The sequence below is a fragment of the Pseudoalteromonas sp. S3785 genome, assembly GCF_005887365.1.
GTDB lineage: Bacteria > Pseudomonadota > Gammaproteobacteria > Enterobacterales > Alteromonadaceae > Pseudoalteromonas.
The window spans coordinates 81931-104905 of sequence record NZ_PNCT01000052.1 but is presented as its reverse complement, the minus strand read 5'-3'; the positions used below and the strand labels follow the sequence as shown (position 1 = coordinate 104905).

General features: G+C 40.2%; 18 protein-coding genes and 1 pseudogene. 5 read left to right on the top strand and 14 right to left on the bottom strand.

Annotated features, from left to right (window positions below; all coding sequences use genetic code 11):
- Positions 1 to 34 precede the first annotated feature (34 nt).
- Positions 35 to 1282 (bottom strand): annotated as a pseudogene (locus CWC17_RS13495) (RimK family ATP-grasp domain-containing protein); the annotation flags it as partial.
- A 321-nt stretch (positions 1283 to 1603) separates the two neighbouring features.
- Between CWC17_RS13495 and CWC17_RS13490 the strand changes: the two are divergent.
- The gene (locus CWC17_RS13490) at positions 1604 to 1945 is read left to right on the top strand and encodes a zinc ribbon domain-containing protein YjdM (protein WP_138613402.1); all 342 of its coding nucleotides are present in this window, start codon (positions 1604 to 1606) and stop codon (positions 1943 to 1945) included.
- A gap of 148 nt (positions 1946 to 2093) precedes the next feature.
- Here CWC17_RS13490 and CWC17_RS13485 read toward each other — a convergent pair whose 3' ends face one another.
- From CWC17_RS13485 to CWC17_RS13455, 7 genes are all read right to left on the bottom strand, one after another.
- Positions 2094 to 2597, bottom strand: coding sequence for an REP-associated tyrosine transposase (locus tag CWC17_RS13485; protein ID WP_138613400.1), 504 nt, complete (start codon positions 2595 to 2597; stop codon positions 2094 to 2096).
- 200 nt (positions 2598 to 2797) lie between these two features.
- Entirely contained in the window at positions 2798 to 3124 is a 327-nt protein-coding gene (locus CWC17_RS13480) for a hypothetical protein (protein WP_249935928.1), read from the bottom strand.
- 432 nt (positions 3125 to 3556) lie between these two features.
- Positions 3557 to 4957, bottom strand: a complete 1401-nt coding sequence (locus CWC17_RS13475) for a KAP family P-loop NTPase fold protein (protein ID WP_171042092.1) — start codon at positions 4955 to 4957, stop codon at positions 3557 to 3559.
- Positions 4958 to 5200: 243 nt separating this feature from the next.
- On the bottom strand, positions 5201 to 5677 hold the full coding sequence (locus CWC17_RS13470) for a GreA/GreB family elongation factor (RefSeq protein ID WP_138613396.1): 477 nt from the start codon (positions 5675 to 5677) through the stop codon (positions 5201 to 5203).
- 114 nt (positions 5678 to 5791) lie between these two features.
- Positions 5792 to 6727 carry a protein translocase subunit SecF gene (gene secF, locus CWC17_RS13465; protein WP_138613394.1) on the bottom strand — a complete coding sequence of 312 codons (936 nt, stop codon included), beginning with the start codon at positions 6725 to 6727 and terminating at the stop codon, positions 5792 to 5794.
- Complete coding sequence (gene secD / locus CWC17_RS13460; protein ID WP_138613392.1) at positions 6720 to 8558, bottom strand: protein translocase subunit SecD; 1839 nt, start codon at positions 8556 to 8558, stop codon at positions 6720 to 6722. The genes secF and secD overlap by 8 nt, the downstream gene beginning before the upstream one ends.
- Positions 8559 to 8667: 109 nt before the next feature.
- Positions 8668 to 9129: a hypothetical protein gene (locus CWC17_RS13455; RefSeq protein WP_138540708.1), complete on the bottom strand. Its 462-nt coding sequence runs from the start codon at positions 9127 to 9129 to the stop codon at positions 8668 to 8670.
- A gap of 98 nt (positions 9130 to 9227) precedes the next feature.
- On the opposite strand from CWC17_RS13455, the gene CWC17_RS13450 reads away from it, so the two are divergent.
- From CWC17_RS13450 to CWC17_RS13440, 3 genes are all read left to right on the top strand, one after another.
- Complete coding sequence (locus CWC17_RS13450) at positions 9228 to 11009, top strand: ABCB family ABC transporter ATP-binding protein/permease (RefSeq protein ID WP_138613390.1); 1782 nt, start codon at positions 9228 to 9230, stop codon at positions 11007 to 11009.
- Positions 11010 to 11123: 114 nt separating this feature from the next.
- Positions 11124 to 11837: a YebC/PmpR family DNA-binding transcriptional regulator gene (locus CWC17_RS13445; protein WP_055017806.1), complete on the top strand. Its 714-nt coding sequence runs from the start codon at positions 11124 to 11126 to the stop codon at positions 11835 to 11837.
- A 73-nt stretch (positions 11838 to 11910) separates the two neighbouring features.
- The gene (locus tag CWC17_RS13440; RefSeq protein ID WP_138613388.1) at positions 11911 to 13206 is read left to right on the top strand and encodes a leucine-rich repeat domain-containing protein; all 1296 of its coding nucleotides are present in this window, start codon (positions 11911 to 11913) and stop codon (positions 13204 to 13206) included.
- Between the two features lie 69 nt (positions 13207 to 13275).
- On the opposite strand, the gene gap is transcribed toward CWC17_RS13440, so the two are convergent.
- The 5 genes from gap to glk all read right to left on the bottom strand — a co-directional run bounded on the left by gap (position 13276) and on the right by glk (position 19161).
- Positions 13276 to 14280: a type I glyceraldehyde-3-phosphate dehydrogenase gene (gene gap / locus CWC17_RS13435; protein WP_138613386.1), complete on the bottom strand. Its 1005-nt coding sequence runs from the start codon at positions 14278 to 14280 to the stop codon at positions 13276 to 13278.
- Positions 14281 to 14290: 10 nt separating this feature from the next.
- Positions 14291 to 14911 carry a bifunctional 4-hydroxy-2-oxoglutarate aldolase/2-dehydro-3-deoxy-phosphogluconate aldolase gene (gene eda, locus CWC17_RS13430; protein WP_055014984.1) on the bottom strand — a complete coding sequence of 207 codons (621 nt, stop codon included), beginning with the start codon at positions 14909 to 14911 and terminating at the stop codon, positions 14291 to 14293.
- A 34-nt stretch (positions 14912 to 14945) separates the two neighbouring features.
- The gene (edd, locus tag CWC17_RS13425; protein WP_138540711.1) at positions 14946 to 16796 is read right to left on the bottom strand and encodes a phosphogluconate dehydratase; all 1851 of its coding nucleotides are present in this window, start codon (positions 16794 to 16796) and stop codon (positions 14946 to 14948) included.
- 323 nt (positions 16797 to 17119) lie between these two features.
- Positions 17120 to 18133 (bottom strand): LacI family DNA-binding transcriptional regulator, encoded by a 1014-nt coding sequence (locus CWC17_RS13420; protein ID WP_138613384.1) that lies wholly within the window; start codon positions 18131 to 18133, stop codon positions 17120 to 17122.
- 35 nt (positions 18134 to 18168) lie between these two features.
- A complete protein-coding gene (glk, locus tag CWC17_RS13415) occupies positions 18169 to 19161 on the bottom strand; it encodes a glucokinase (RefSeq protein ID WP_138613382.1) in 993 nt (330 codons plus the stop codon).
- A 279-nt stretch (positions 19162 to 19440) separates the two neighbouring features.
- Here glk and CWC17_RS13410 point away from each other — a divergent pair, with 279 nt between their 5' ends.
- Positions 19441 to 20457, top strand: a complete 1017-nt coding sequence (locus CWC17_RS13410; RefSeq protein WP_055014988.1) for a LacI family DNA-binding transcriptional regulator — start codon at positions 19441 to 19443, stop codon at positions 20455 to 20457.
- 105 nt (positions 20458 to 20562) lie between these two features.
- On the opposite strand, the gene CWC17_RS13405 is transcribed toward CWC17_RS13410, so the two are convergent.
- Complete coding sequence (locus CWC17_RS13405; RefSeq protein ID WP_138613380.1) at positions 20563 to 22974, bottom strand: glycoside hydrolase family 15 protein; 2412 nt, start codon at positions 22972 to 22974, stop codon at positions 20563 to 20565.
- Position 22975 lies beyond the last annotated feature (1 nt).

Genomic DNA, 22975 nt, shown 5'->3' with positions numbered 1-22975 from the left:
TGCAAAATTTAGAGTGGGTGTCTGGTTAGTTTTACTGATGTTCTTTAACATCTACGCCATATAACCCTTTACCCACTGTTTTGCATGCTTTTAAAGCCGCATCTAATACGGCTTTTGGTAACTCAAAGGTAGGTAGCGTTTCAAAACCACCCGAGACAAACCGTTTAGCATCGTGATTATAAATTTGCCAATGGTTGCGCGCCATTAAGTAGCGACACGCATATATAGCGCGGCCATTTAATACACCTACTCGCCAATCGTATTCTGTGTACATGTATTCTTGTGCAAGTACCAATGCGCTATATTCAAACAGCTCGGTTAACTTAGCTTCAAGCTCACTGCGGTTTGCAACTTTAAATACCCCTTTAGAGAACGACCCTTCAGGCATTTTTAAAACCAGAGGATAGGTAAACGCCTCTTCTAATTGCTCAAGCGTTTGCGCTGATTGATCAGCCACTACAACCGTTTTTAAACTGGGCACTTTTTGATAATTAAACGCATCGTGTAAATACACTTTATTACAACAACGTAAAATAAATTCAGCATCGTCAATAACCACTAAACCTAGGCTTTGCGCTTTACTTGCAAGGCGATACGTTGGATGGTCAATCGCTGTAGTTTGGCGAATAAATAACGCATCAAACTGGGCAATGTTGTCTATTTCATCAAAACTGAGTGCTTGCGCATTAATACCATGCTTAGCCGCGGCTTTTATAAAGCGGGCTATGGCGTCTTTATCACTCGGTGGTACTTTTTCGTTATGATCAACCAGTATTGCCATACCCCATCTAAAACGGCGCTGCACATTTCCAATGCGCCATTGGCATTGGGTTTGGGTAAACGTATTTAATGTTGCTACAAAATTGTTGTATTGCTCCTCGTTTAAAGAACTTAGCGAACCTTGCTGTAACAAACCTTGCTCATCTACAAATAAAATAGGCGCTGGGTATTGTTTAAATACCGATTTAGCCGCTTTACTTTGTAATTCGTTTAGCGCATTACCAAAGTAAATTTCGCCATCAATTTGCCCAATATTTAGCATAGGATCTTGACCGCTTCGAAGCGCGTTTATTGTTTTAACGCTGTGTAAAACTTGGTGTTTACGCGCCTCTGCAAGCAAAGAGCAATAGTAACCCTTACTCAAGTATTGGCTTGAGTCGCATAAATTAATAATGCGGGTTTTAGGTTCATTATGTTTTGGGTAATCACGTAAGTAACTATTAAACGTAATCACATTGTCGAATGATTGAGCAAGTGTTTGCTCATTGTTATCAACCACTATTAAGGTTTAAAACACGACTTTTCCTAGTTAAGTCAGAAATATAAAAAGCATGCCTAATAAAATACTCAGCACCGTAAATAGAAACACCCAGCGTACTAAGTGGGCATTGCGCGTATCACTTAATACGATGGGTGCTTTAACAAATACCTACTGTAAGTGTTAGCGCTTAAATTGCTTAAGCGACATCTGCTTTATATGCCCTTTTTAAAAACCACACAAACGAGATATTTTTAGCGTAAAGATAAAAAATATTGATTAACTATATTTTCATCTTAATGCAGATTAAAATATACAAAAATAAATATTTTACGAGCGTTAAAAATGTCACACCCTGCCTGCCCACAGTGCCAATCTGAATATGTTTACGAAGACCAACAACTGCTTATATGCCCTGAATGCGCCTATGAATGGAACCCAAATAGTACAAGCGATGAAGACGCAATTTTAGTTAAAGATGCCAACGGCACTCTACTTAATGATGGCGATAAAGTAACCGTAGCCAAAGATTTAAAAATAAAAGGCAGCTCACAAGTGATTAAAATTGGTACCAAAGCGGTCGTTAGACGTGTGCTTGATAAAAAAGATCACGAGCTAGATTGCAAAGTAGATGGCATTGGCGAAATGATGGTAACAGCGAAGTTTGTGAAAAAGGCTAACTCGTAGGTCGGATAAAGGGCGAGGCCATGCCATCCGACGCTTAATAGAAGCCGAAGTTATTTCATTCAACAACAAACTTTTATACAAGGCTAAAGTGTATTATGTTGCTATGGCTTTGTCGGATGGCGCTTCGCTTATCCGACCTACGAATAATTTATATTTTTTCGCAGCACCAATTATTCGTATAAATCCCTTGCTTTACGGCTCTGTGAAAACTTGAATAAGGCCAATCTGCTACTCGACTAACTAGACCATGCTTTAACGGATTAAAATGAACATAGTTAACATGGTGCCAATAATCATTATCATCCCTGATGGTATGTTCCCAAAATCGGCGTTGCCAAATTCCGCGCTCATTTTTACGTTTTCGTGTTTGAGTTAAAAACTCTGTTTTTGGGAGAGATTTTGAAAATCGCTTTTTAATTTCTCGCCAGCGACTTGAATAATCCACATCACCATCTGGTAAGGTTAAAACCGCATGAAGGTGTTCGGGTAGCACAACCCATGCATCTATATAAAATGGTCTTTGGAGTTTAACAACACGGATAGACTCTCTTAATAAATCGATATTCTCAACCAACAACGATTTATTCCTATCGAGCAAATTAACGGTAAAAAAGTACGTCCCACCTTTTACATAATTACGACGATATTGCATTACATATCCACTGTATTATTTGTTACGCATCAGCTAAATAAAGCGTAAGTTTAGAATATATACAACATTGACGTAGGTCGGATAAATGGCGAAGCCATGCCATCCGACAATTAATTTATGAATTTTAAGAAGCGCGTTTATTGTGTTGGTAATTTGGATCGGTGTCATGCTGATTGTTTTGTTTTGGGATGACTTGTTTGTTATACATTGCCATATTTTTCCAATATATCAGTGCATGCAGCGTGTACTTGCGTTGAATAATAATTAATTGTTTCTTGTATTTCACTGTCAGATTTAGATAATAACTCATCGCTACAATGTTGCCTGACTTTTTTAAGTGGCAAATGATCAGTTTCTGATGTAATTAGCCCAAAGATATGAAACTCTGTTTCCCAACATTGACCATGAATATTATTTCCTAAATATGACAAAGCTAAGACAGTATCCAAATAATCTTCATTGCTTGTTAACAACGCCTTCGCAAGCTCACAAGATTTTCTCTTACTTGACACATCATTGATAATCAATGCAACCTAACGCCGTAACGAAAAACCAAACTTGAGAAGAAAACCAAACTTGACACCCACTTTAATTTAACAGACGAACCTATGCGTAAACTGCAAAATTTAGGATGGTTGCCTGTTTATTTTTTTCTTGACGGTCATACTCCACCTTTTATATAAAAAAAGCAGGCTCTATTTACACGAGTCGTTTACTATTTCTTTAAAAAGCGCTTGATGTCTGAAGTCAAGATTTAACCCCTTTACTTTTAACTCGCTCTAATTCGAGCTGAAGTAATTATGGCTTAAAAAGTTAAGCAAGGATCAGTGTGTTTAATTTGACAGTGGGAGTCATACCAACGCCCTGTTAACAGGCAAAAAATCTGTTGGCTAAAATTAGTGACGAAGGAATAAAAGCCAACTGTTTTTTGACCTTGTTTAACAGCTTGTTAGCAACTCCTAGCCACTAAACCTCGATGCTATTTCAATTTTACTAATTGTCTCTCGTAAGATACCAACACCACCGTTCCAATCAAAATGGTCAATACGTTTTATTAAATCACCTGCTCGTTTCTTTTCTTCTGCGGAAGAATCTAGATCAGTTTTAATTAACTCATACTTAGCATTGATTTCATGAGTATCATGCGAAAAAGATTTACAGCACATTAAGTAAGCTTCCAATGACATTCCATAGTTTGTCGATAATAAATTTACACCTAACTCATTTGATTTTAGTAAAGTCAGAAGATCTTCAGGGGTTAACCTCTCGTTTATAAAGTTTTTATATTCAGTCGGCTTCTTTATTTTTAGAACGATCAAAAAACAAAGGAATAAAGGATATAAACGTTCTTCATGCGTTGATGTTTTTATTGAGATGGATAATAAGGAGCAGCAGTGCCCTTGTTCTCTAAGTGATAGGTTATAAATCTCAAAAAGTTCAGTAAACATCACTAAGGCTTGCTCACCCTCATACTTAGTTTCACTTTCTGTTTTTGTTTTAAAGTATTCATTGAACCCATGTTTATTGAATAATGCTTTTGCATAGAGCCCTTTATTTGGAGTGGGTAGTACATAGTCAACATCAATAAATCGACGTAAATACCCATGAACATCTATCCCATCACCATATACTGACTTTATCGAGTGTCCTAATTGATCTTTATCTGCACCAAGTACAAAAATGATATTTTCTACGCTAAAAAAGTGTTTTGCTTTCTCAAGTATTTCAATTGAAAAATTTGGACGGCAGCGATCCAGTTCATCAATTATGAATACCAAAGGTTTTTTGTCAGTTTGAGATGAGATATTTGAAGCTAAATCAGCTAATGCAGTCCGAAAAGATACAATTGTTGCTTTCGATTGTTCATATCTATCTAATTGTTCTTTTGCAACACTTTCAGCAAAGGAAGCAAGGGCTTGCTCAGTTACTTTATCTAAGTCTAATGCACCCGCAGTCGCAATTTTTGCAGCTACTGGCACGCTTCTTTTTAGAAGTGATACACCGAGTTTTTTTGTTTTATCTAAATATTCTTTAACCTTATCCTTTCGTTCTGCTTTTGAAATACTTTCAATAGAAGAACTAATTTCACCTAATAATGATATTAGAGCATCATCAGTAAAATCGTTTTCCCAAGCATTGAAGTAGATTGTGGGGATATTCTCGTTCTTTAACTGTTGCTCCCACATACGAAGAAATGTTGTTTTACCTTGCCCCCAAGGAGCATCTATACATAGAACTAGAGGTTCCGTAGATGACTTTACAAACTGTGTCAGCACATTTGAGCTTTCTTGCCTGCCTAGTTCATCATTTTTGAAAGGGTTATCTTCTAAAACTTCTACTTCAGAACGCTTAATTTTCACGAGACCTCCATGGCTTGCAAACAGCTTATTGAACACTATTTCAGTGGTTTACAACACCCCAAAACGGCGCATATTACATACATCAATAATTCTACTTAATAACTCTAATGTAAACAGGTAATTACCCATGCATTCACATGGGCCAAATGATTTACACCAAAACGACTTTTAATAATGTTATTAGGCAAATTACCTTTGTCGGATGGCGCTTCGCTTATCCGACCTACATATAAAACCAATGTTTTATAAAATTTCTACCACATCATATTCATGGTTTTTGCCTGCCATGGTTAGGCTTACTTCATCATCAAGTTGTTTGCCTAAAAGTTGTTTGCCCAGTGGTGCTTCGGATGTAACTACTTGAATGATTAGCCCTTTTACTTCAACCGTTAAGCCGCCTGCGGCTGGGCCTAAATAAAACCATTTTTGTAAGGCGCTTTCATCTTCTAAACAAACGAGTGAGCTTATAATCACTTTATTGTGAGTAGGCTCTTTAAAAATGGTTTCAAACTGTTTAATGCTTTTGTAGCATTCGTTTACACGTTCGGCTTGGCCTTGTGCTAAATAAGCGGCTTCGAGCCCGAGGGTATCATATTGTGTTTCGGCTACGCTTTCTTCGTGAGTTGCGGCGTCGTGCGCGGCTTTGGCAGCTTGTTTTGCGCTGTTTAATAGAGCTTCAAGTGCAAATTTAAGGTGTTCAATTACGTGGGTTTTGTTCATGAGGGAGCGCTAATAACCAATGCTGTAAACTATGTGGTTAATTTTAACGTTATAAGGCGCTTAAAACCATTATTTTAAGCGCCAATAAATTTACTCAGTTATGTAAACCCGAATTTATGGCATATCCATTAATGCTTGGGTTTTTACATCTAGTTTTTCTTCGTAGTTTTTAGCACTTAACCCTAAAAGCTCAGGTAAGGTGGCCGCAATACAAATAGAAGAAAATGTGCCCACTACAATGCCTGTAAATAATGCAATGGCAAAGCCTTGCAGTGGTGCGCCTGCGAGTAACCAAACACTGGCAACCGTAGCAAGCGTGGTGCCCGATGTAATAAGTGTGCGCGTTAAGGTGCTTTTTATCGCGCTATTTATAATACTTGCAGGGCTAAGTGCATTATTAGATTTAACACGTAAAAGCTCGCGTACTCTATCACCTACTATTATTGAGTCGTTAAGCGAATAGCCTATAATGGCGAGTAAGCTAGCCAGTACAGTTAAATTAAACTCAAGTTGTAATAGCGAAAATAACCCCAGTACGAGTAGTAAATCATGCACTAGCGCAACCACTGAGCCCACAGCTAAACGCCATTCAAACCGCACCGCTAAATAAAGCATTACTGCAACCATAGCTGAAAATAGTGCTAAACAACCTTGCTCAAACAGTTCATCACCCACTTGTGAGCCAATATACGCTGACGATAAAACCTCAGCGTTTATATCTGCGTTTTGAGTAATGGCAGATTGCCAATCACTTCGGTCACTGTTTACAGAATCGCTAGGCGCTTCGCGTAGTTGATAATGGCTATTGCCTTGCGCGGTTAGCTCAAACTCACCATTGTGATTTTTAGCAATAAATTGCTCAAGCTGCTTTAACTCAACACTTTCACTGGTGGTAAACTCTGTTAGGTAACCACCGGTAAAGTCGAGTCCAAAATTAAGCCCTTTTTGACTAAGCGTAAATACCGATAGCAGTACCAGTATGGCGCTCAAAAGCATGCCAGAAAAACGCAGACGAGTGCCCGCCTCGCCCTTTAAAAAAGTGTTAAGCATGTGCATTTACTCCTGCTTTTTTAGCCAATTTTAAATATAACGTTTGGCTGAGTACTTTTGATACGTACACGCCAGTAAATACAGAGGTTATTAAACCAAGTGCCAATGTTATGGCAAAGCCTTTAACTGGGCCGTAACCTATTCCGTATAAAATAAGCGCGGTGATCATAGTGGTTATATTGGCATCAAATATAGTGTTAGCGGCTTGCTTGTAACCTTCTTGAATAGCTTGATAAGCAGAGCGGCCTTTTCTGCGCTCTTCTTTAATTCGCTCAAATATAATAACGTTGGTATCTACCGCCATGCCAATAGTGAGCACAAGCCCGGCAATACCCGGCAGGGTTAACACAACCCCTGGTAATAACGACATTAGCCCTACAAGCGACGTTAAATTTAATAACAGCGCTACGTTTGCAATAAGCCCTAAGCGGCGATACCACATTGCCATAAAGGCAAGTGTAATACCCATGCCCAGCATTAATGCGGCTAAACCATTACTAATGTTTTCGCTGCCAAGGCTTGGCCCAATTGTTTGCTCGTGCACTATTGTTACAGGCGCAGTAAGTGAACCTGCACGCAATAATAGAGCTAAATCAGCCGCGGCTTGCTGGCTTTTCATATTAGTAATGCTAAAACGTGAACTTAAATGTTGGGCAATATTGGCTACATTTATAACTTCACTTTTTTTAACGGTTTCGCCCTTCGCGTTTTGAGAGTACTCAGAGTAAACAGTCGCCATAGGCTTACCAATATTGGCTTTTGAAAACGCCGACATAGCATCGCCACCTTGCCCATCTAGGCTAAGTTGTACCAGTGGCTTACCCCAATCGTCGCGCCCTATTTTGGCATTATTAATGTGATCGCCGGTAAAAATTGGCACAGGGTCAAGGTTTATGGTGCCACCCGACTGCATGTTAAATGTTTTACCACCCACTTCTTTTAACTGGTAAAACCCAAGTGATGCAGTTGCACCTATAATGCGCTTAGCCTCTGTTGGGTCTTGCACTCCAGGCAGCTCAATACGTATACGTTGTTTACCTTGGCGCTGAGTGACGGCTTCGGTAATGCCTAACTCTTCTATGCGTGAGCGAAGTGTGGTGAGTGTTTGGCTCATTACTTCTTTATCAAAGCTACTGCGCCCTTGCTCTGAATAGCTAAATATTGCGTTTTTAACCTTGCCGTTATTGGCGGTTGTAACCGCTAAATTAGCAAAGCGACTTTGTAGCTCTTCAATCACGGGGTTAAGTTTTTGCACCGCATTTGGCAGCGCGCTAATTTCAAAGCCATTAGCTGTTTGCTGCACTTTAAGGCCGTGCGCTTTTTGCTTTATGACGATTGATTTAGCTTGTTGATATGCACTCACTAATTGCTCATCAACGGCTTTGTCTAAATCTACGTCGAGTACAAATAGCACACCGCCATTTAAATCAAGGCCAAGCTTTATTGGTGATAAACCAAATTCTTGCAGCCAAAGTGGGCTTGTTGCATGTTCTACAATTTTAACTTGCGTATTTGGGAACTGCGCCTTTATAGCCGCTTGCGCTTGGGCGCTTTTAGTTGGCTCGTTTAATAAAATATTGATAGTTGATTGCTTATCAAGCCCTTGCTCAACGTTAAAGCCTTGGTTATTTAAAAAAGTAACTAACGCGTTAGTACTTTGCACAGCTTGAGTTTCGCTATGTGGTGTATTGCTTACATGCAACCACGATTTATTAGGGTATAAGTTGGGTAATGCGCTAATAGCTAATAAAATCAGCACAATAAGCATGGCTATATAGCTCAATTTAAATTTAGCCATAAATGGCTTTTGATCTTTTTTTACACTTAACATAATTTTCCTTATTGCCAGTAAATTACTGGCAATGTGCTTTTTAAAGCACAATTAATCTCAAGGCTTAAACGTAAAACGTTAAAACCTAATAAAAATTAAATAAGAAAAATTAAGCGTGGTAAGTAGTGACGGCTCTATAGAGTAGGTTGGCATCTTTCCAGCCACTTAACCGAGACTTTTTACTATGGTACACAAGCGTATACCAAGGCTGAATAGCATTTACAGCTTGAGGGCGTATGAATATTTGTCTAACAAGGCGCTGCGCAAAAAACTCAAAAACAACATCGTATTCTGGTTCACTTTGAGCGGCATGTAAAAATAGCGAAGAATTGCTAGCCGTTAACCTTGGTTGATGCGCGTCAAACCCTGTTTGATGTGTTCTTTTGTGCTCATTTCCCTTTACCGATTTTGATATAGGCAGCGTTTTAGCTAAATCAACACTGTCAGCAAGCATACTCAATGAGCTGGTTGCCGTGTTTAATTTATGTGTAGCGCACTGCGCACTACTTTGCACACTAAAAAGCGCACAAAACAGCAAAAAAGCAGTTATAAACACACGGACGTTAAACATGGTTATTTCAAACTAAATAAGGGATGCGTAGTATATATGGGCAAGTATTTAAAATACAATGCTTATTAATTAAGTATTTAATATAACTGAGACCCTTAATGCGCTCCAAGCACAGTACAGAAAAACGCGCCGATGCCATGACCTTAAAGCAAAGCATTAAAACACTGTGGCCTTACATTACTAAATTTAAAGGGCGAGTATTTATTGCACTTTTAGCGCTTATAGGTGCTAAAGGCGCGACACTTTTAATGCCTTGGGCATTAAAAGAGATTATCGATTCGGTAGATAAATCAATTAATCCCGTTTTAGTTATTCCGGCGCTACTACTGCTAATGTATGGTGGGCTTAGGTTTGCCAGCGTTTTTTTAGGTGAAGTACGCGATGCAGTGTTCTCTCGTGTAACAGAGCACGCTATGCGTGACATTGGCTTAAAGGTATTTAAGCATTTACATTCGTTAGAGCTTGCCTTTCACCTAGACAGACAAACAGGCGGAATAAGCCGTGATATAGAGCGCGGTACTAGTGGGCTAAGCTTTTTAATGCGCTTTTTAATGTTTAATATTGTACCCACCCTTTTTGAAATACTCACCGTCGCTATTATTTTTGGGTCGCTATTTTCTGTTTGGTTTGCGTTAATTACTATATTAGCGGTTGCTATTTATATAACTTTTACCGTAACTGTAACGCAGTGGCGAAACCGATTTATACGCGAGGCAAACGCCGCCGATAATTTAAGCAATACCCGCGCTATAGACAGCCTTCTTAATTTTGAAACCGTAAAATATTTTAATAACGAAGAATTTGAGGCAAAAACATACGACTCCTTTTTAGCAAAGTGGGAAACCGCTCGTTTAAAAAATAGAATGTCGTTACTTGCGCTTAATTCTGGCCAAGCGTTGATTATTGCCAGCGCTATTACAGCGCTAATGTGGTTAGGCGCCAAAGATGTAGTAACAGGTACTCTTACAATTGGTGAACTTGTAATGATAAATGCCTACATGATCCAATTATTTTTACCGCTTAATTTTTTAGGGTTTGTATATCGAGAAATAAGACGCGCGCTTACCGATTTAGAAAATATGCTGGGCTTACTCAATAAAAAGCCACAAGTCATTGAGCGACCCCATGCCCAAAACCTCATAGTTACTCGCGGCGACATAGCGTTTAATAATGTAAGCTTTAGTTACAATGCCAATCGTCCAATTTTAAAAAACATTAGCTTTAAAATAAAAGCAGGCAGTAAAGTCGCCGTTGTAGGTGCAAGTGGTGCAGGTAAAAGCTCATTGGCACGATTACTTTATCGCTTTTACGATGTGAGCTTAGGCACTATTACTATAGATAACCAAGCAATAGACTCCGTTACCCTCGATAGCCTGCGCAGTGCTATTGCTATAGTGCCACAAGACACTGTGCTATTTAATACCAGCATACGAGAAAACATAGCCTATGGCAGACCCACAGCAAGCGATGCTGAAATAGATAAAGCAATAGAAATGGCCCATTTAAAAGACTTTATTTCAACATTAGCCGAAGGCGATAAAACACTGGTTGGCGAGCGCGGTTTAAAAGTATCTGGCGGCGAAAAGCAACGTATTGCCATTGCACGCGCTATTTTAAAATGCTCCCCTATTTTAATATTTGATGAAGCAACCTCAGCGCTCGACTCGCATGCCGAGCAAGCTATATTGAACGCAATGCGTGCTGTTACTCAAAACCATACTAGCGTGGTGATTGCTCATAGGCTTTCTACTATCGTTGATGCCGATAACATACTGGTATTTAACAACGGTGAACTAGTTGAGCAAGGCACACATGCAACACTTTTAGCAAAAAAAGGTCAATACGCTCAAATGTGGCAATTACAACAGCAGGAAGATTAATTATCTTGAACTTTGGTTAATTACAGCCATTTACTGGCGATACTGCCGCTTTACCTTTAGAATACGGCCTTGAAATTTTATTCAATAATTTACATATATTAAGGCGAAACGCAGATGGGAAGAGCTTACCAAAACAAAAAAGATTCAATGGCTAAAACTGCGGGTGCTAAAACTAAAGTTTATTCTAAGTACGGTAAAGAAATATACATTTGTGCTAAAAACGGTGGCGTAGATACAGACGGCAACCTTGCACTGCGTCGTTTAATTGAACGCGCTAAAAAAGACCAAGTACCTGCACACGTTATTGAACGCGCAATAGAAAAAGCCAAAGGCGGCGGCGGTGAAGATTACGCAGCCACACGTTATGAGGGTTACGGCCCTGGTAACTGTATGATTATTGTTGACTGTTTAACTGACAACAATAAACGTACATTTGCTGATGTGCGCATTTGTTTTACCAAAGCAAACGCTAAAATAGGCGCACAAAATTCGGTATCACATTTATTTGATCACCTCGCTATTTTTGTTTTTGACGGCGACGACGATGAAGCTGTACTAGAAGCCCTTATGATGGCCGATGTTGATGTAACCGATGTAGAAGTAGAAAACGGTAAAGTGACGGTTTTTGCCCCCCATACCGAATACAACAACACACGTACAGCACTTGAAGAAATGGGTATTACAGATTTTGACGTAGACTTAATTTCGTTTGTACCTCAAGTTGAGGCCCCTATTGAAGGTGAAGACGTAGAAGTAATGGAGCGCTTTTTAGCCATGCTTGAAGATTGTGACGATGTACAGAACGTTTACCATAACGCGCAATTTTAAATTTTACTGAACGCATTTATTTTAAGCCAACAGCGATGTTGGCTTTTTTATTTTAAAAGGCTTATTAAATTTTATGAATACCCTTGCAGAGCTTAAAGCGGGTAAGTTAAATGGCGTTACACGCGTACAACTCGTTGAAGAATTAACAGAGCTCCCCTCAGAAATTTTTACCCTTGCAGACACCCTCGAAGTACTCGATTTATCAAATAACAAGTTATCAGATTTACCTGCGGAATTTGCCTGCTTGCACCGTTTAAAGCGGGTGTTTTTATCGTTTAACCAATTTAAACATATACCTGAAGTACTCGCTAAGTGCCCTGCTTTAATTATGGTTGCATTTAAAGGCAATCAAATAACAGAGTTTGCTCTTAACAGCTTACCTAAAAATATTGAATGGTTAATACTTACCGATAACAAATTGAGCGCGTTACCAGGTGACTTTGGCAATTACACACAGCTTAAAAAGCTTGCGCTAGCTGGCAATGAGTTAACACATTTACCAACAAGTATGGCTAAATGTACTAATTTAGAGCTTGTAAGGCTCTCTGCTAATAACTTAGCAAAAATTGATAATTGGCTACTAGAATTACCAAAACTTGCTTGGCTTGCATTTGCAGGTAACGAATTTAATAAAGCGCAGTGCTTAACAAAAAGTACTTTAAAAAATACCCCGCTTGAAAATTTTCAGCTTAAAAAAGTAATAGGCCAAGGTGCATCGGGCGTTATACACCTAGCAAAAGCAGAAAATAACAATGTGGCGGTAAAACTTTTTAAAGGAGCAATTACAAGCGATGGTTACCCACTTGATGAAGTAAACTGCTGCTTACAGGCGGGGAATCATAAAAATTTAATTAACGTATTAAGTTACATAGAGCAAAGCACGCAGCTTGGCTTAGTGATGGAGCTAATAGGTACCAGTTATACAAATTTAGGTTTACCGCCGAGCTTACAAACCTGCACCCGCGATACATTCAATGATGATTGTAATTACCCTATTGAAGCTGTTTATAAAATAGCAAAACAGATGGCTAATACGCTTGCTCACCTGCATGATAATCACGTAAGCCATGGCGATATTTACGCACACAACACCATGATAAATGAGCAATATGATGTTTTATTTGGCGATTTTGGTGCGGCTACTAATTTAGCCATGCTTACCCATCAAGAACAAAAATGCATAGAGCTTATAGAAGTACGTGCTTTTGGTTGCTTAATTGACGACTTACTAAGTACGGTTAGCGAAGCAGATAAGCAAACCGAACTGTTTGTTAAAATGTCCGATATAGCAGCGCGTGCTATAAACACTGCTATTGCCTCGCGCCCTAGTTTTAAAGCACTAAGCGCTTTATTAAACGAACGGCTATAAATCAATAAAACTAAAAAAGCCTGCATAATGCAGGCTTGGTTGGATAAAGCTAAACTTTTACACGATCAATTATAAGTACTGACCTAATGCTTTAACTTGGTCTAACATGCGGTTTGAGAAACCCCACTCGTTGTCGTACCAAGCCATTACTTTAACTAATTTGCCATCAGCTTTAGTTTGCGTTGAATCAAAAATTGACGACGCAGGGTTGTGATTAAAATCAATAGAAACAAGCGGAAGCTCGTTGTACTCTAAAATTTCTTTCATTGAACCTGTCGCTGCGGCTTTCATTACTTCGTTGATTTCTTCAGCTGTTGTGTCGCGCTTAGTGATAAACGTAAAATCAACTAAAGAAACATTGATAGTAGGTACACGTACCGACATACCGTCTAATTTACCCGCAAGCTCAGGAAGTACTAAGCCAACAGCTGCTGCAGCACCTGTTTTAGTTGGGATCATAGACTGAGTTGCACTACGTGCACGGTATAAATCTGGGTGGTAAACGTCAGATAAGTTTTGATCGTTTGTGTAAGCATGGATTGTAGTCATGCTACCTTGCTCAATACCAACTGTGTCGTTAATTGCTTTAGCAATTGGCGCTAAACAGTTAGTAGTACAAGATGCATTAGAAATAATGTTGCTATCAGCGTTAATTACATCGCTGTTAACACCGTGCACTACTGTTGCATCTAAGTCTTTGCCAGGTGCAGATACGATTACTTTTTTAGCACCTGCTGTAATGTGTTTAGCGGCATCTTCACGCTTAGTGAAAAAACCCGTACATTCTAAAACGATATCTACGTTAAGCTCTTTCCACGGTAAGTTTGCAGGGTCACGCTCTTGCGTCAAAGTAATTACGTCGTCACCAATTAACATGGTGTTATCTTCAAGTGTTACTTTTTGAGAAAATTGACCATGAACTGAGTCAAATTGTGTTAAATGCGCATTTACGTTAGCCGGTGCTAAATCGTTAATTGCTACAATTTTAATCTCACTGTTTTGTGCTGACTCGTAAAGTGCACGTAATACATTGCGACCGATACGGCCATAGCCATTAATTGCTACATTAATCATTTTTAGACTCCTATTTAACTTCACTTGCTTGTCGAGCAAGCGCTTCAATGGCTTGCCAGTCTTTGTTTTCAATTAGTTGCTTGTCTAGCATCCACGTACCACCAACACAAATTACGTTGTTAAGCGCTAAGTAATTAGGGGCTGTTGCTAGGCTAATGCCACCTGTTGGGCAAAAAGTAATATGTGGTAATGGGCCACCAATCGACTTAAGCATGGCTGTTCCGCCAGCAGCTTCAGCTGGGAAGAACTTTAAATACTTAAAGCCATGGCTTGCTAACTGCATTACTTCGCTTGCAGTTGCTGCGCCAGGTAAAAATGGCGTATCAGAATTTTTAGCTAACGCTAATAATTCATCACTTACACCTGGGCTTACCATAAAATCAGCGCCTGCTTCTACTGAGGCATCAAAGCTTGCTTTATCAACCACTGTACCTGTACCAACGTAAGCTTCTGGAACTTCTGCTTTCATTAGTTTCACAGCTTCAACTGCAACAGGCGTACGTAGCGTAATTTCAAGTGCTTTTAGGCCACCGTTGTATAACGCTCTAGCGAGTGGTGCTGCATCTTCTAATTTTTCGATTACAACCACTGGCACCACAGGTGCCGACGCTAAGATTTTTTCAATACTCATTACTTGTTCCTCATTACCCAGTGTGTGGCAATTATTATTCAAGTCCAAAAGCACTAGCACCTAAATCGGCGCTGCTTACAATATTTCTAAATCCAGTAAATAATTCTCGGCCGGTACCAAATGTTAAACTTGGTTGACTAAGTTGTAGTTCACGCTTAGCAAGCTCTTCGTCGCTAACGTGTACTTTTAAGATTCCGTTTGGCGCATCTAAGGTTACTAAATCGCCTTCTAGAATTTTTGCAATAATGCCCCCTTCAACGGCTTCTGGCGCTAAGTGAATAGCAGCAGGCACTTTACCTGATGCACCCGACATGCGGCCATCAGTTACTATAGCTACTTTAAAGCCTTCGTCTTGAAGGGTTGCCATTACTGGCGTTAATTTATGAAGCTCTGGCATACCTTTCGCTTTAGGTCCCTGCTCTTTAAGCACGGCTATAAAGTCCTGGTTTAACTCGCCTCGGGTGTAAGCTTCTTGCAATTCGCCTTGTGAGCTAAACACTTTAGCAGGGGCTGTTACTACTTGATGCTCTGTTGCGACAGCAGACACTTTTATTACGGCTTTGCCTAAGTTACCTGTTAGAAGTTGCAGGCCACCTTGCTTACTAAACGGATTGTTAACAGGACGAAGTACTTCTTCATCAAGTGAGTTTTCTGGGCAATCTACCCATTTAACTTTTGAAGGACCTGTTGAATCGCTCATAATTAAGCTGTCGTCTTTATCTAAACGCGGCTCCATCATGTAAGGGGCTAAGCCTTCACCAAGCATAGTTTTAACGTCAGTATGCAAATAACCAGCACCGGCTAGTTCACGCATTAAGAAACCCATACCGCCGGCAGCTTGAAAATGATTAACATCAGCCGAGCCATTAGGGTAAATACGCGTAAGTAGTGGTACAACTTCTGATAAATCAGACATGTCTTTCCACGTTATTTGTACACCTGCTGCTTTTGCGATAGCAACAATGTGGATAGCGTGGTTAGTAGAGCCACCTGTAGATAACAAGCCAACTAAACCATTAATGATGGTTTTTTCGCTGATCACATCTGCTAAACATGGGCTTTCTTTATCGCCTGTAAGCTGTTTAAGCATAGTTTCTACAGCATTACCTGTTAAACCATCGCGAAGCTCAGTGTAAGGGTTAATAAACGAGCTACCTGGAAGGTGTAAGCCCATTATTTCCATTAACATTTGGTTTGAGTTAGCAGTACCGTAAAACGTGCATGTACCAGCGCTATGGTATGACGCGCTTTCAGCCTCAAGTAATACATCACGGCTAACTAAGCCTTGTGCAAATTTTTGGCGAATACGAGCCTTTTCTTTATTTGGGATACCAGATTGCATTGGGCCAGCAGGTAAAAAGAACACTGGTAAATGACCAAACGATAAGGCACCAATTAATAAACCAGGGACAATTTTGTCACATACGCCTAAACAAAATACGCCATCAAATACGTCATGCGATAATGAAACCGCCGTAGACATAGCAATTACATCACGAGAAAAAAGTGACAATTCCATACCGTCACGCCCTTGCGTAACACCATCACACATTGCTGGTACGCCGCCTGCAACTTGGGCAGTGGCATCGTACTTAGTGGCAATATCTTTAATTAAATCAGGAAAGTCTTTGTATGGCACATGGGCCGAAAGCATATCGTTATATGAGTTGATAATAGCAAGATTTGGCTGCTCATCAGCCTTTAAGCGCGCTTTGTCGTCGCTGCTACACGCAGCCATTACGTGAGCGATGTTTCCGCAACCTAGTCCAGCACGAACTCTTGTTTGTTTTTTTGCATGCGAAATACGATCTAAATAATCTTGACGGGTTTGTTTACTGCGTTCAATAACGCGTTGGGTGACTTCTTCAATGCGAGGGTGCAACATAATTTAGCTCATCTCTATTAGTTAGAGGAAAAAGGCTCAGTAGCAATTACAGACTCCACGTAAATAACTGCACTGAGCATCTTTGATTTACCCGTTCAAAGGTACGCTACCAGGGAGCCTCTCACAACAACCCTGACACCGGTGTCACTGTATTAACGCATAGCATTGACACCGGTGTCAACCCTGAGTAACAAAATTAGTGTAAAATTTTAACGTGACCAATTAATGAACATAGTAATTTTAGTTTATTTACTAAAATCCGCACAAAAAAAACCCGAATAAGCGTCACTCATATTCGGGTTACTGTGAAAAACAAATAAAGTTTACTTTATGACCGCTGTGGACTCTCGCGTTATTAGTCGTGATTCAAGAGTTACCTGATACGGCTGTTCTTGAGGTTGTGAAATATGCGAAATAAGCTGCGTTACAGCCTGTTTAGTCATTTCTTCAACTGGCTGTGCAATAGTTGTTAAGCCTGGCCAAATGTGGCGTGCAATTGGCGCGTTATCAAACCCCGCTATAGAAATATCATCTGGCACTTTTAATTGACGCTGTGTAGCAAGCTTAAGTACCGCCGCCGCCATGTAATCGTTCGATGCAAATACAGCCGTAGGCCTTGGCGATAAATCTAAAATACTGCGTGCACTGTCTACACCAGAGTGATAACTAAAGTTACCCTCTTCAACTAAACGCTCGTCAAATTCAATCCCGTGGCTTGCTAAAGCTCGCCTGTAACCTTTAAAGCGCTGCTCAGTAGCACTATGATCAGGGTGCCCTTTAATAAAGGCAATAGATTTGTGACCAAGCGAAATTAAATGCTCAGTAATTTCATACGCGCCCTGCTCGTCGTTGCTACGAACTGAAATTGAATCATCTTCAAGCAGTGCTGATGCAACCCGTGCATACGGTATTTTTTTAGCTTTTAAAAAATTAGCGAGCTTTTCAAAATCACCAAATGGTGGGGTAAGCACAACGCCATCTAAGCGTGATGTTTGTAATAACTGTTCTATATCGTTAATTAAATCGTCACCACGTAATTCGCAGGGGTGTATTAATAAGTTGTAGTTATTCTCTTTACAGGCAGCAAGTGCACCTGTTTGTACACGTGTTATATAGCTTTTACTTGGGTTGTCGTACAAACAGCCAATAATAAAGCTACGATTTTGAGCAAGTCCGCGTGCTATTGGGTTTGGCGTATAATCAAGCTCTTTAAATACTTTCAGCACTTTTTCACGCGTCGCTGCACTTACATTAGGCTCGTTATTTAAAACCCGCGATACTGTTTTTTTAGAAACGCCCGCATGGCTTGCTACACTATTTATGGTTACTTTTTTCATTTGTTCATTATCCAAATACAACCATTAAACAAAAACTATTTGCTGTTATATAAACACGCACCAGCGCCAATAAGTGGAATGTTATCTTGCGTTACCAGCGTAACTGGAATCTGACTCGCATATTGTGACATTACGCCTTTTTGCGAAAAACGCTCTACAAAACGACTTTCTAATAATCGGCTTTGCATTCGAGGTAAAATCCCACCGCCTAAAAACAAGCCACCTAATGCACCGTATGCAACAGCTAAGTCGCCAGCCACACTGCCTATCCAATCACAAAACTGGTTTAGGGTTGCATCACACACTTCACACTCGCCACTGTTAGCCAGGCTACTGATTTGCGCTGCATCTAAATTTTTAGGTTTAACACCTTTCACCGCAGCCATGGCTTTGTATAAATGGGTAATACCTGGGCCTGAAAAAACAGTTTCAACAGAAACATGAGGGTGCTCTTTACGAAGCTCACTTATTAATAAAGAGTCAAGCTCGTTTACTGGAGCAAGCGTCATATGGCCGCTTTCAGAGCTCAACACTGCTGTAGATTGTGCTGTACGCACTAAACACGCTGCGCCAAAACCAGTACCGGGTCCCATTACACCTATATTAGCGTTAGCATCGGCTTGGCCTGATTTAATCGTAATATTTTGCGTTGAGTCTAAGTAAGGGGCTGCATAAGCAAAGGCTGCAAAATCATTAATTACTTCTAACTGAATTAAATTAAATTGTGCTTTAAATTCGTTAACACTAAAATGCCAACCTAAATTTGTTAAATGTACTTGCCCTGCTTTTATAGGGCCTGCAACAGCTAGACACGCATGTGTTGGTTTAATATGAGGAATAGTTGTTAAATATTGTTCAAGTGCACTTTCTAAAGAACCAAAGTTTGCGCTAGGGAATATGTTAATATGCTCAATAACAAATTGGTTTAATTGCTCGTTAAAATCGGTAATTAATGCAAAGCGCGCATTGGTGCCCCCTATATCAGCAACTAAGATAGGGTTAAACTGGGCAGAAGGATTTTGGTTCATGGTATTATCTCTTTTGTGTAAGCGGCTTATGCTTATTATTTTACAATGGCTTTGCATTGTTATTTATATACTTTGAGCTATCACCTCAAAGTAGCTATCACAGTAAAAAAGGCTGCTATTTAAAATTGCAACTAATACGTTCTGACAACAAAATGATAAAACACTTGCATTATGACACCGGTGTCAGGATTAGATCAATAATAAATCTTAAAAAGCTTGAAATAATTCATTAATAGTCGAAAATGACACAATTATTTAGCATTTAATTAAGTTGTAACAATGAAAGGTAAAGCCACCTCATTTGACATTGCCCATTATGCAGGGGTTTCACAATCAACGGTATCTCGCGCTTTACGTAATAGCCCTCTTGTTAATGCAGAAACACGCAAACGCGTTCACGACATAGCTAAGCAACTTAACTATAAAGTGGATAAAAATGCCAGCAACTTGCGTACTCAGCAAAGTAGTACCCTTGCGCTATTATTGTTTGAAGACCCAACATCAGATGAATCACAAATAAACCCTTTCTTTTTGTCTATGTTGGGCAGTATTACCCGGGCGTGTGCTAAAGAAGGTTACGACTTATTAGTCTCGTTTCAATCAGCCAGCGCCGATTGGCAAGCTGATTACGAAGACAGCCACAGAGCCGATGGCATAATTTTACTCGGCTATGGTGATTACATAGACTTTCAACCAAAATTTAAAACCTTACTAGAGCAAAACACAAAATTTGTATGCTGGGGCGCCACCGTCGATAACCGCCCGGATTTAACCGTATGTTGTGATAACTACGGCGGAGGTAAACTAGCTGCTGGCCATTTAATTGCCCATAACCGGACTGATTGTGCCTTTATCGGTGATGCTTCTGATCACAGTCCAGAATTTTTTGCCCGCTTTCAGGGGTTTAAAGATGAGCTACTTACTAGTGGTATAACCATTAATGAGCGAAAAATGGCCAATGCTATTTCTACTGAAGAGTCGGGTTACCATGCTACACGCTCACTCATAGCAAATAACATTAAATTTAACGCCTTATTTGCCGCCAGTGATTTAATAGCCATTGGTGCAATTCGCGCTTTAAAAGAAGCCAATATTAATGTTCCTAACGAAGTGGCTGTGGTCGGCTTTGATAACATAGCCATAGCAAGCTATATAAACCCACCGCTTACTACAATAGCGCAAGACACCACCGTTGCAGGACAAATGCTGGTAGAAAACCTTCTAAAGCTAATTCGCGAGGAAGAAGTGCAAAGCACCCTTTTACCGCCAGTGTTAATTGCCAGAGGGTCTAGTTAAGGGTTTACAACTCAACTTCATGTGCTTATTAAACACTAACCCCACTTAAATACAAAAAAGCCACGGCTATTAACCGTGGCTTTAATTTTAGATTTTGAACTAGCCTTATTTCAAAGCTTTCTCAACAATAGGGTAATGATCCCAAACTTGTTTGTCGCTGAGTGAACGAACTAATTTAATATACTCGGCGTGAGTCCATGCCAATGGGGTTGCTGAATTAGTCCCCTCGCCAAGCTCATAACCTGCTTTGTTAACCCCTACGCCATCCCATACTTGCTCGGGTAACATAAGGCCGTTATTAGCAAATTGTTCTAAGCCTTTTACATAGCTGTTTTTAATTTGTGCTTGTTTAGCATCATCCAGAGCGTTGTTTGCATTCGCTGCTGCGATTTCGTAATGCCCGCGCTCACCAGTGAAAAATGGCCAAACACGACCGCGTTGACCTGGTGTGTTGCTACCACCTTCTGCGTAATTAGTGCCTGTTACTTCATCTTCACCGTAGCCGTCGTTACCATATCGACGGTAGCCTGCAAATGTGCCGCTGCCATCGTCAAAGCTAAAGCTGTATCTAACTTGTAAGTTATCTTCAAGCGTTTCGTCATCGTACTCTGGCAGTGTTTTAACAATGCTTTCGTCGTTAGCATCGCGAACGCCGTAGCGTACTAGCTCTAAAAATCCGCCATCTAAAATTTGCTTTTTATTAAACCCTTCGCGGCCATTATTAGCGTTAATTTTAGTGTCTGAATTTGCATCGGTATCTTGGCCTATACGAATAAAGTATTCGCCATCGCTATTCTCGCCTTTTAAGTTACCTTCGGTAGTAAACATGTGCGATTCGATGTCATTACTGTATTTTTTAGCCGTAACAAGGTAGCGCTTTGCGTTTTTATCATCGCCACTAAGCGTTGCGATATCGCTTGCGGTAATAAGGCCAGCGACTATTGCTGCAGTTGTTGAAGGGGAGTAACCTTCTTGCTCTTCCCAGCGCTCTTGCTGTGTTGCCGGTGGTGTAATTTGTGTGTCGTTCCACAAAATTTTAGCAAGCCCGCCATCCACTAAAAAATCAGCCGCAGGTTTTAACATTTTGCCGTACCAACTTTTTAGCTCTTCATCGCTAAGTACATTGGCTTTGTGTAACTTCCAAGCAAGCATTATAGGCATAGCAGTTTGGTCAAGCTGTACGCCTACCCATTCTAGTTCACCATCTACATGTGTTTTTTGTAAAAACCAGCCTGTATCGCCATTATTGCCCGGTGTTTTGCTGTTTACTTGTACTTTTTCAAGGTATTCGAATGCTGTTTTTGCTGTGGCAGTATCGCCAAGCGCCATAAATGCCATGGCTACTTGATAAAAATCGCGCACCCACACTGCTTTATAACCTGTAGAACCCTCTTTAGCAGATACCGTTTCGCCCCACGGATTAGATAGAGAAGCAATTAATGCCCCTGCGTGTGTTTTATCTTCTTGTGCTTTTAATACCATGGCACTGGTGTATAAAAGCTTGCCGTTATCGGCGGTTTGCTCAACCATGCTATTAAGCGGTTTTAGGCTTTGTAGGTAATCTTGCCAGCCCAGCGCTTCCCCTTTTCCGTTATAGTGTTCAAGTACTGTTTGATACCCTTTCGCTAAGCTTTTTTTACCTTCATTGAAACTTTGCTGCTGCGTTTTGCCAAAGCTTAGAGCCAAATCAAAGGTGGTATTTGCGCTTATTTCACCAAGCTCTGCCAACATACTTACGTTACCTGCAGTTTCGCCAGTATTTGTGTATTGGTTTTTTAAAGATTGCGTTGTTTTAAGTGCGTTAATACCATCGCTTTCCCCTGTAAAGCCCACTGTTTTAGCTTTAAAAGGGGTTGCTGATTGAAGTGATAAATAGTTATCGTCTTCCCATGCAACGAGGCCGTGATCTGTTGTTTTAGCAAAGTCACCTAAGCCGTTGTTGTTAATGTACGGATTAACAGACACATACGCTTTTAGCCCTTCAAGCTCAGTATTAAATATGCTGCGTATAAACAGGGTTTGCCCGTCAGGGTCGGTAAATATGTGTTTTTCTAGGCTAAAGCGGCCTTGTTTGTCAGTGCTTGTTACTTTATAAGCAAGCGAAAGTGGGCGACCTTGTGCATCTTTATATAAGTAATCTATGGTGACATCTAATTCATCGGCTTCACTAACGGTAAAGTCTTTACCTGTAACAACAAATTGCATGTCTTTAATTTGTGCTTGATGAATAAGCCCAAACATGGTTTCGGTGATCATACCTTTAGCAATTGAAAACCATACTTTAGATACATCACCCGTTGCAGCTGCATCCGTATATTGTCCGTTTTGGTATTGTTCAAAAGATGTACCAATACCTGTTTTACCTGCATAAGCCCAAAACGGCTCTGCGCCTGGGGCACCAGGTGCCGATGTAACTTGTGCAGCGGTAGTTTCATCAGTCGTGCTTGTGTTTTGAGCGCCACAAGCCGTTAAACCTAACGTTAAAAGTGAGGCGGTGATAAGGTTGTATTTTTTCATT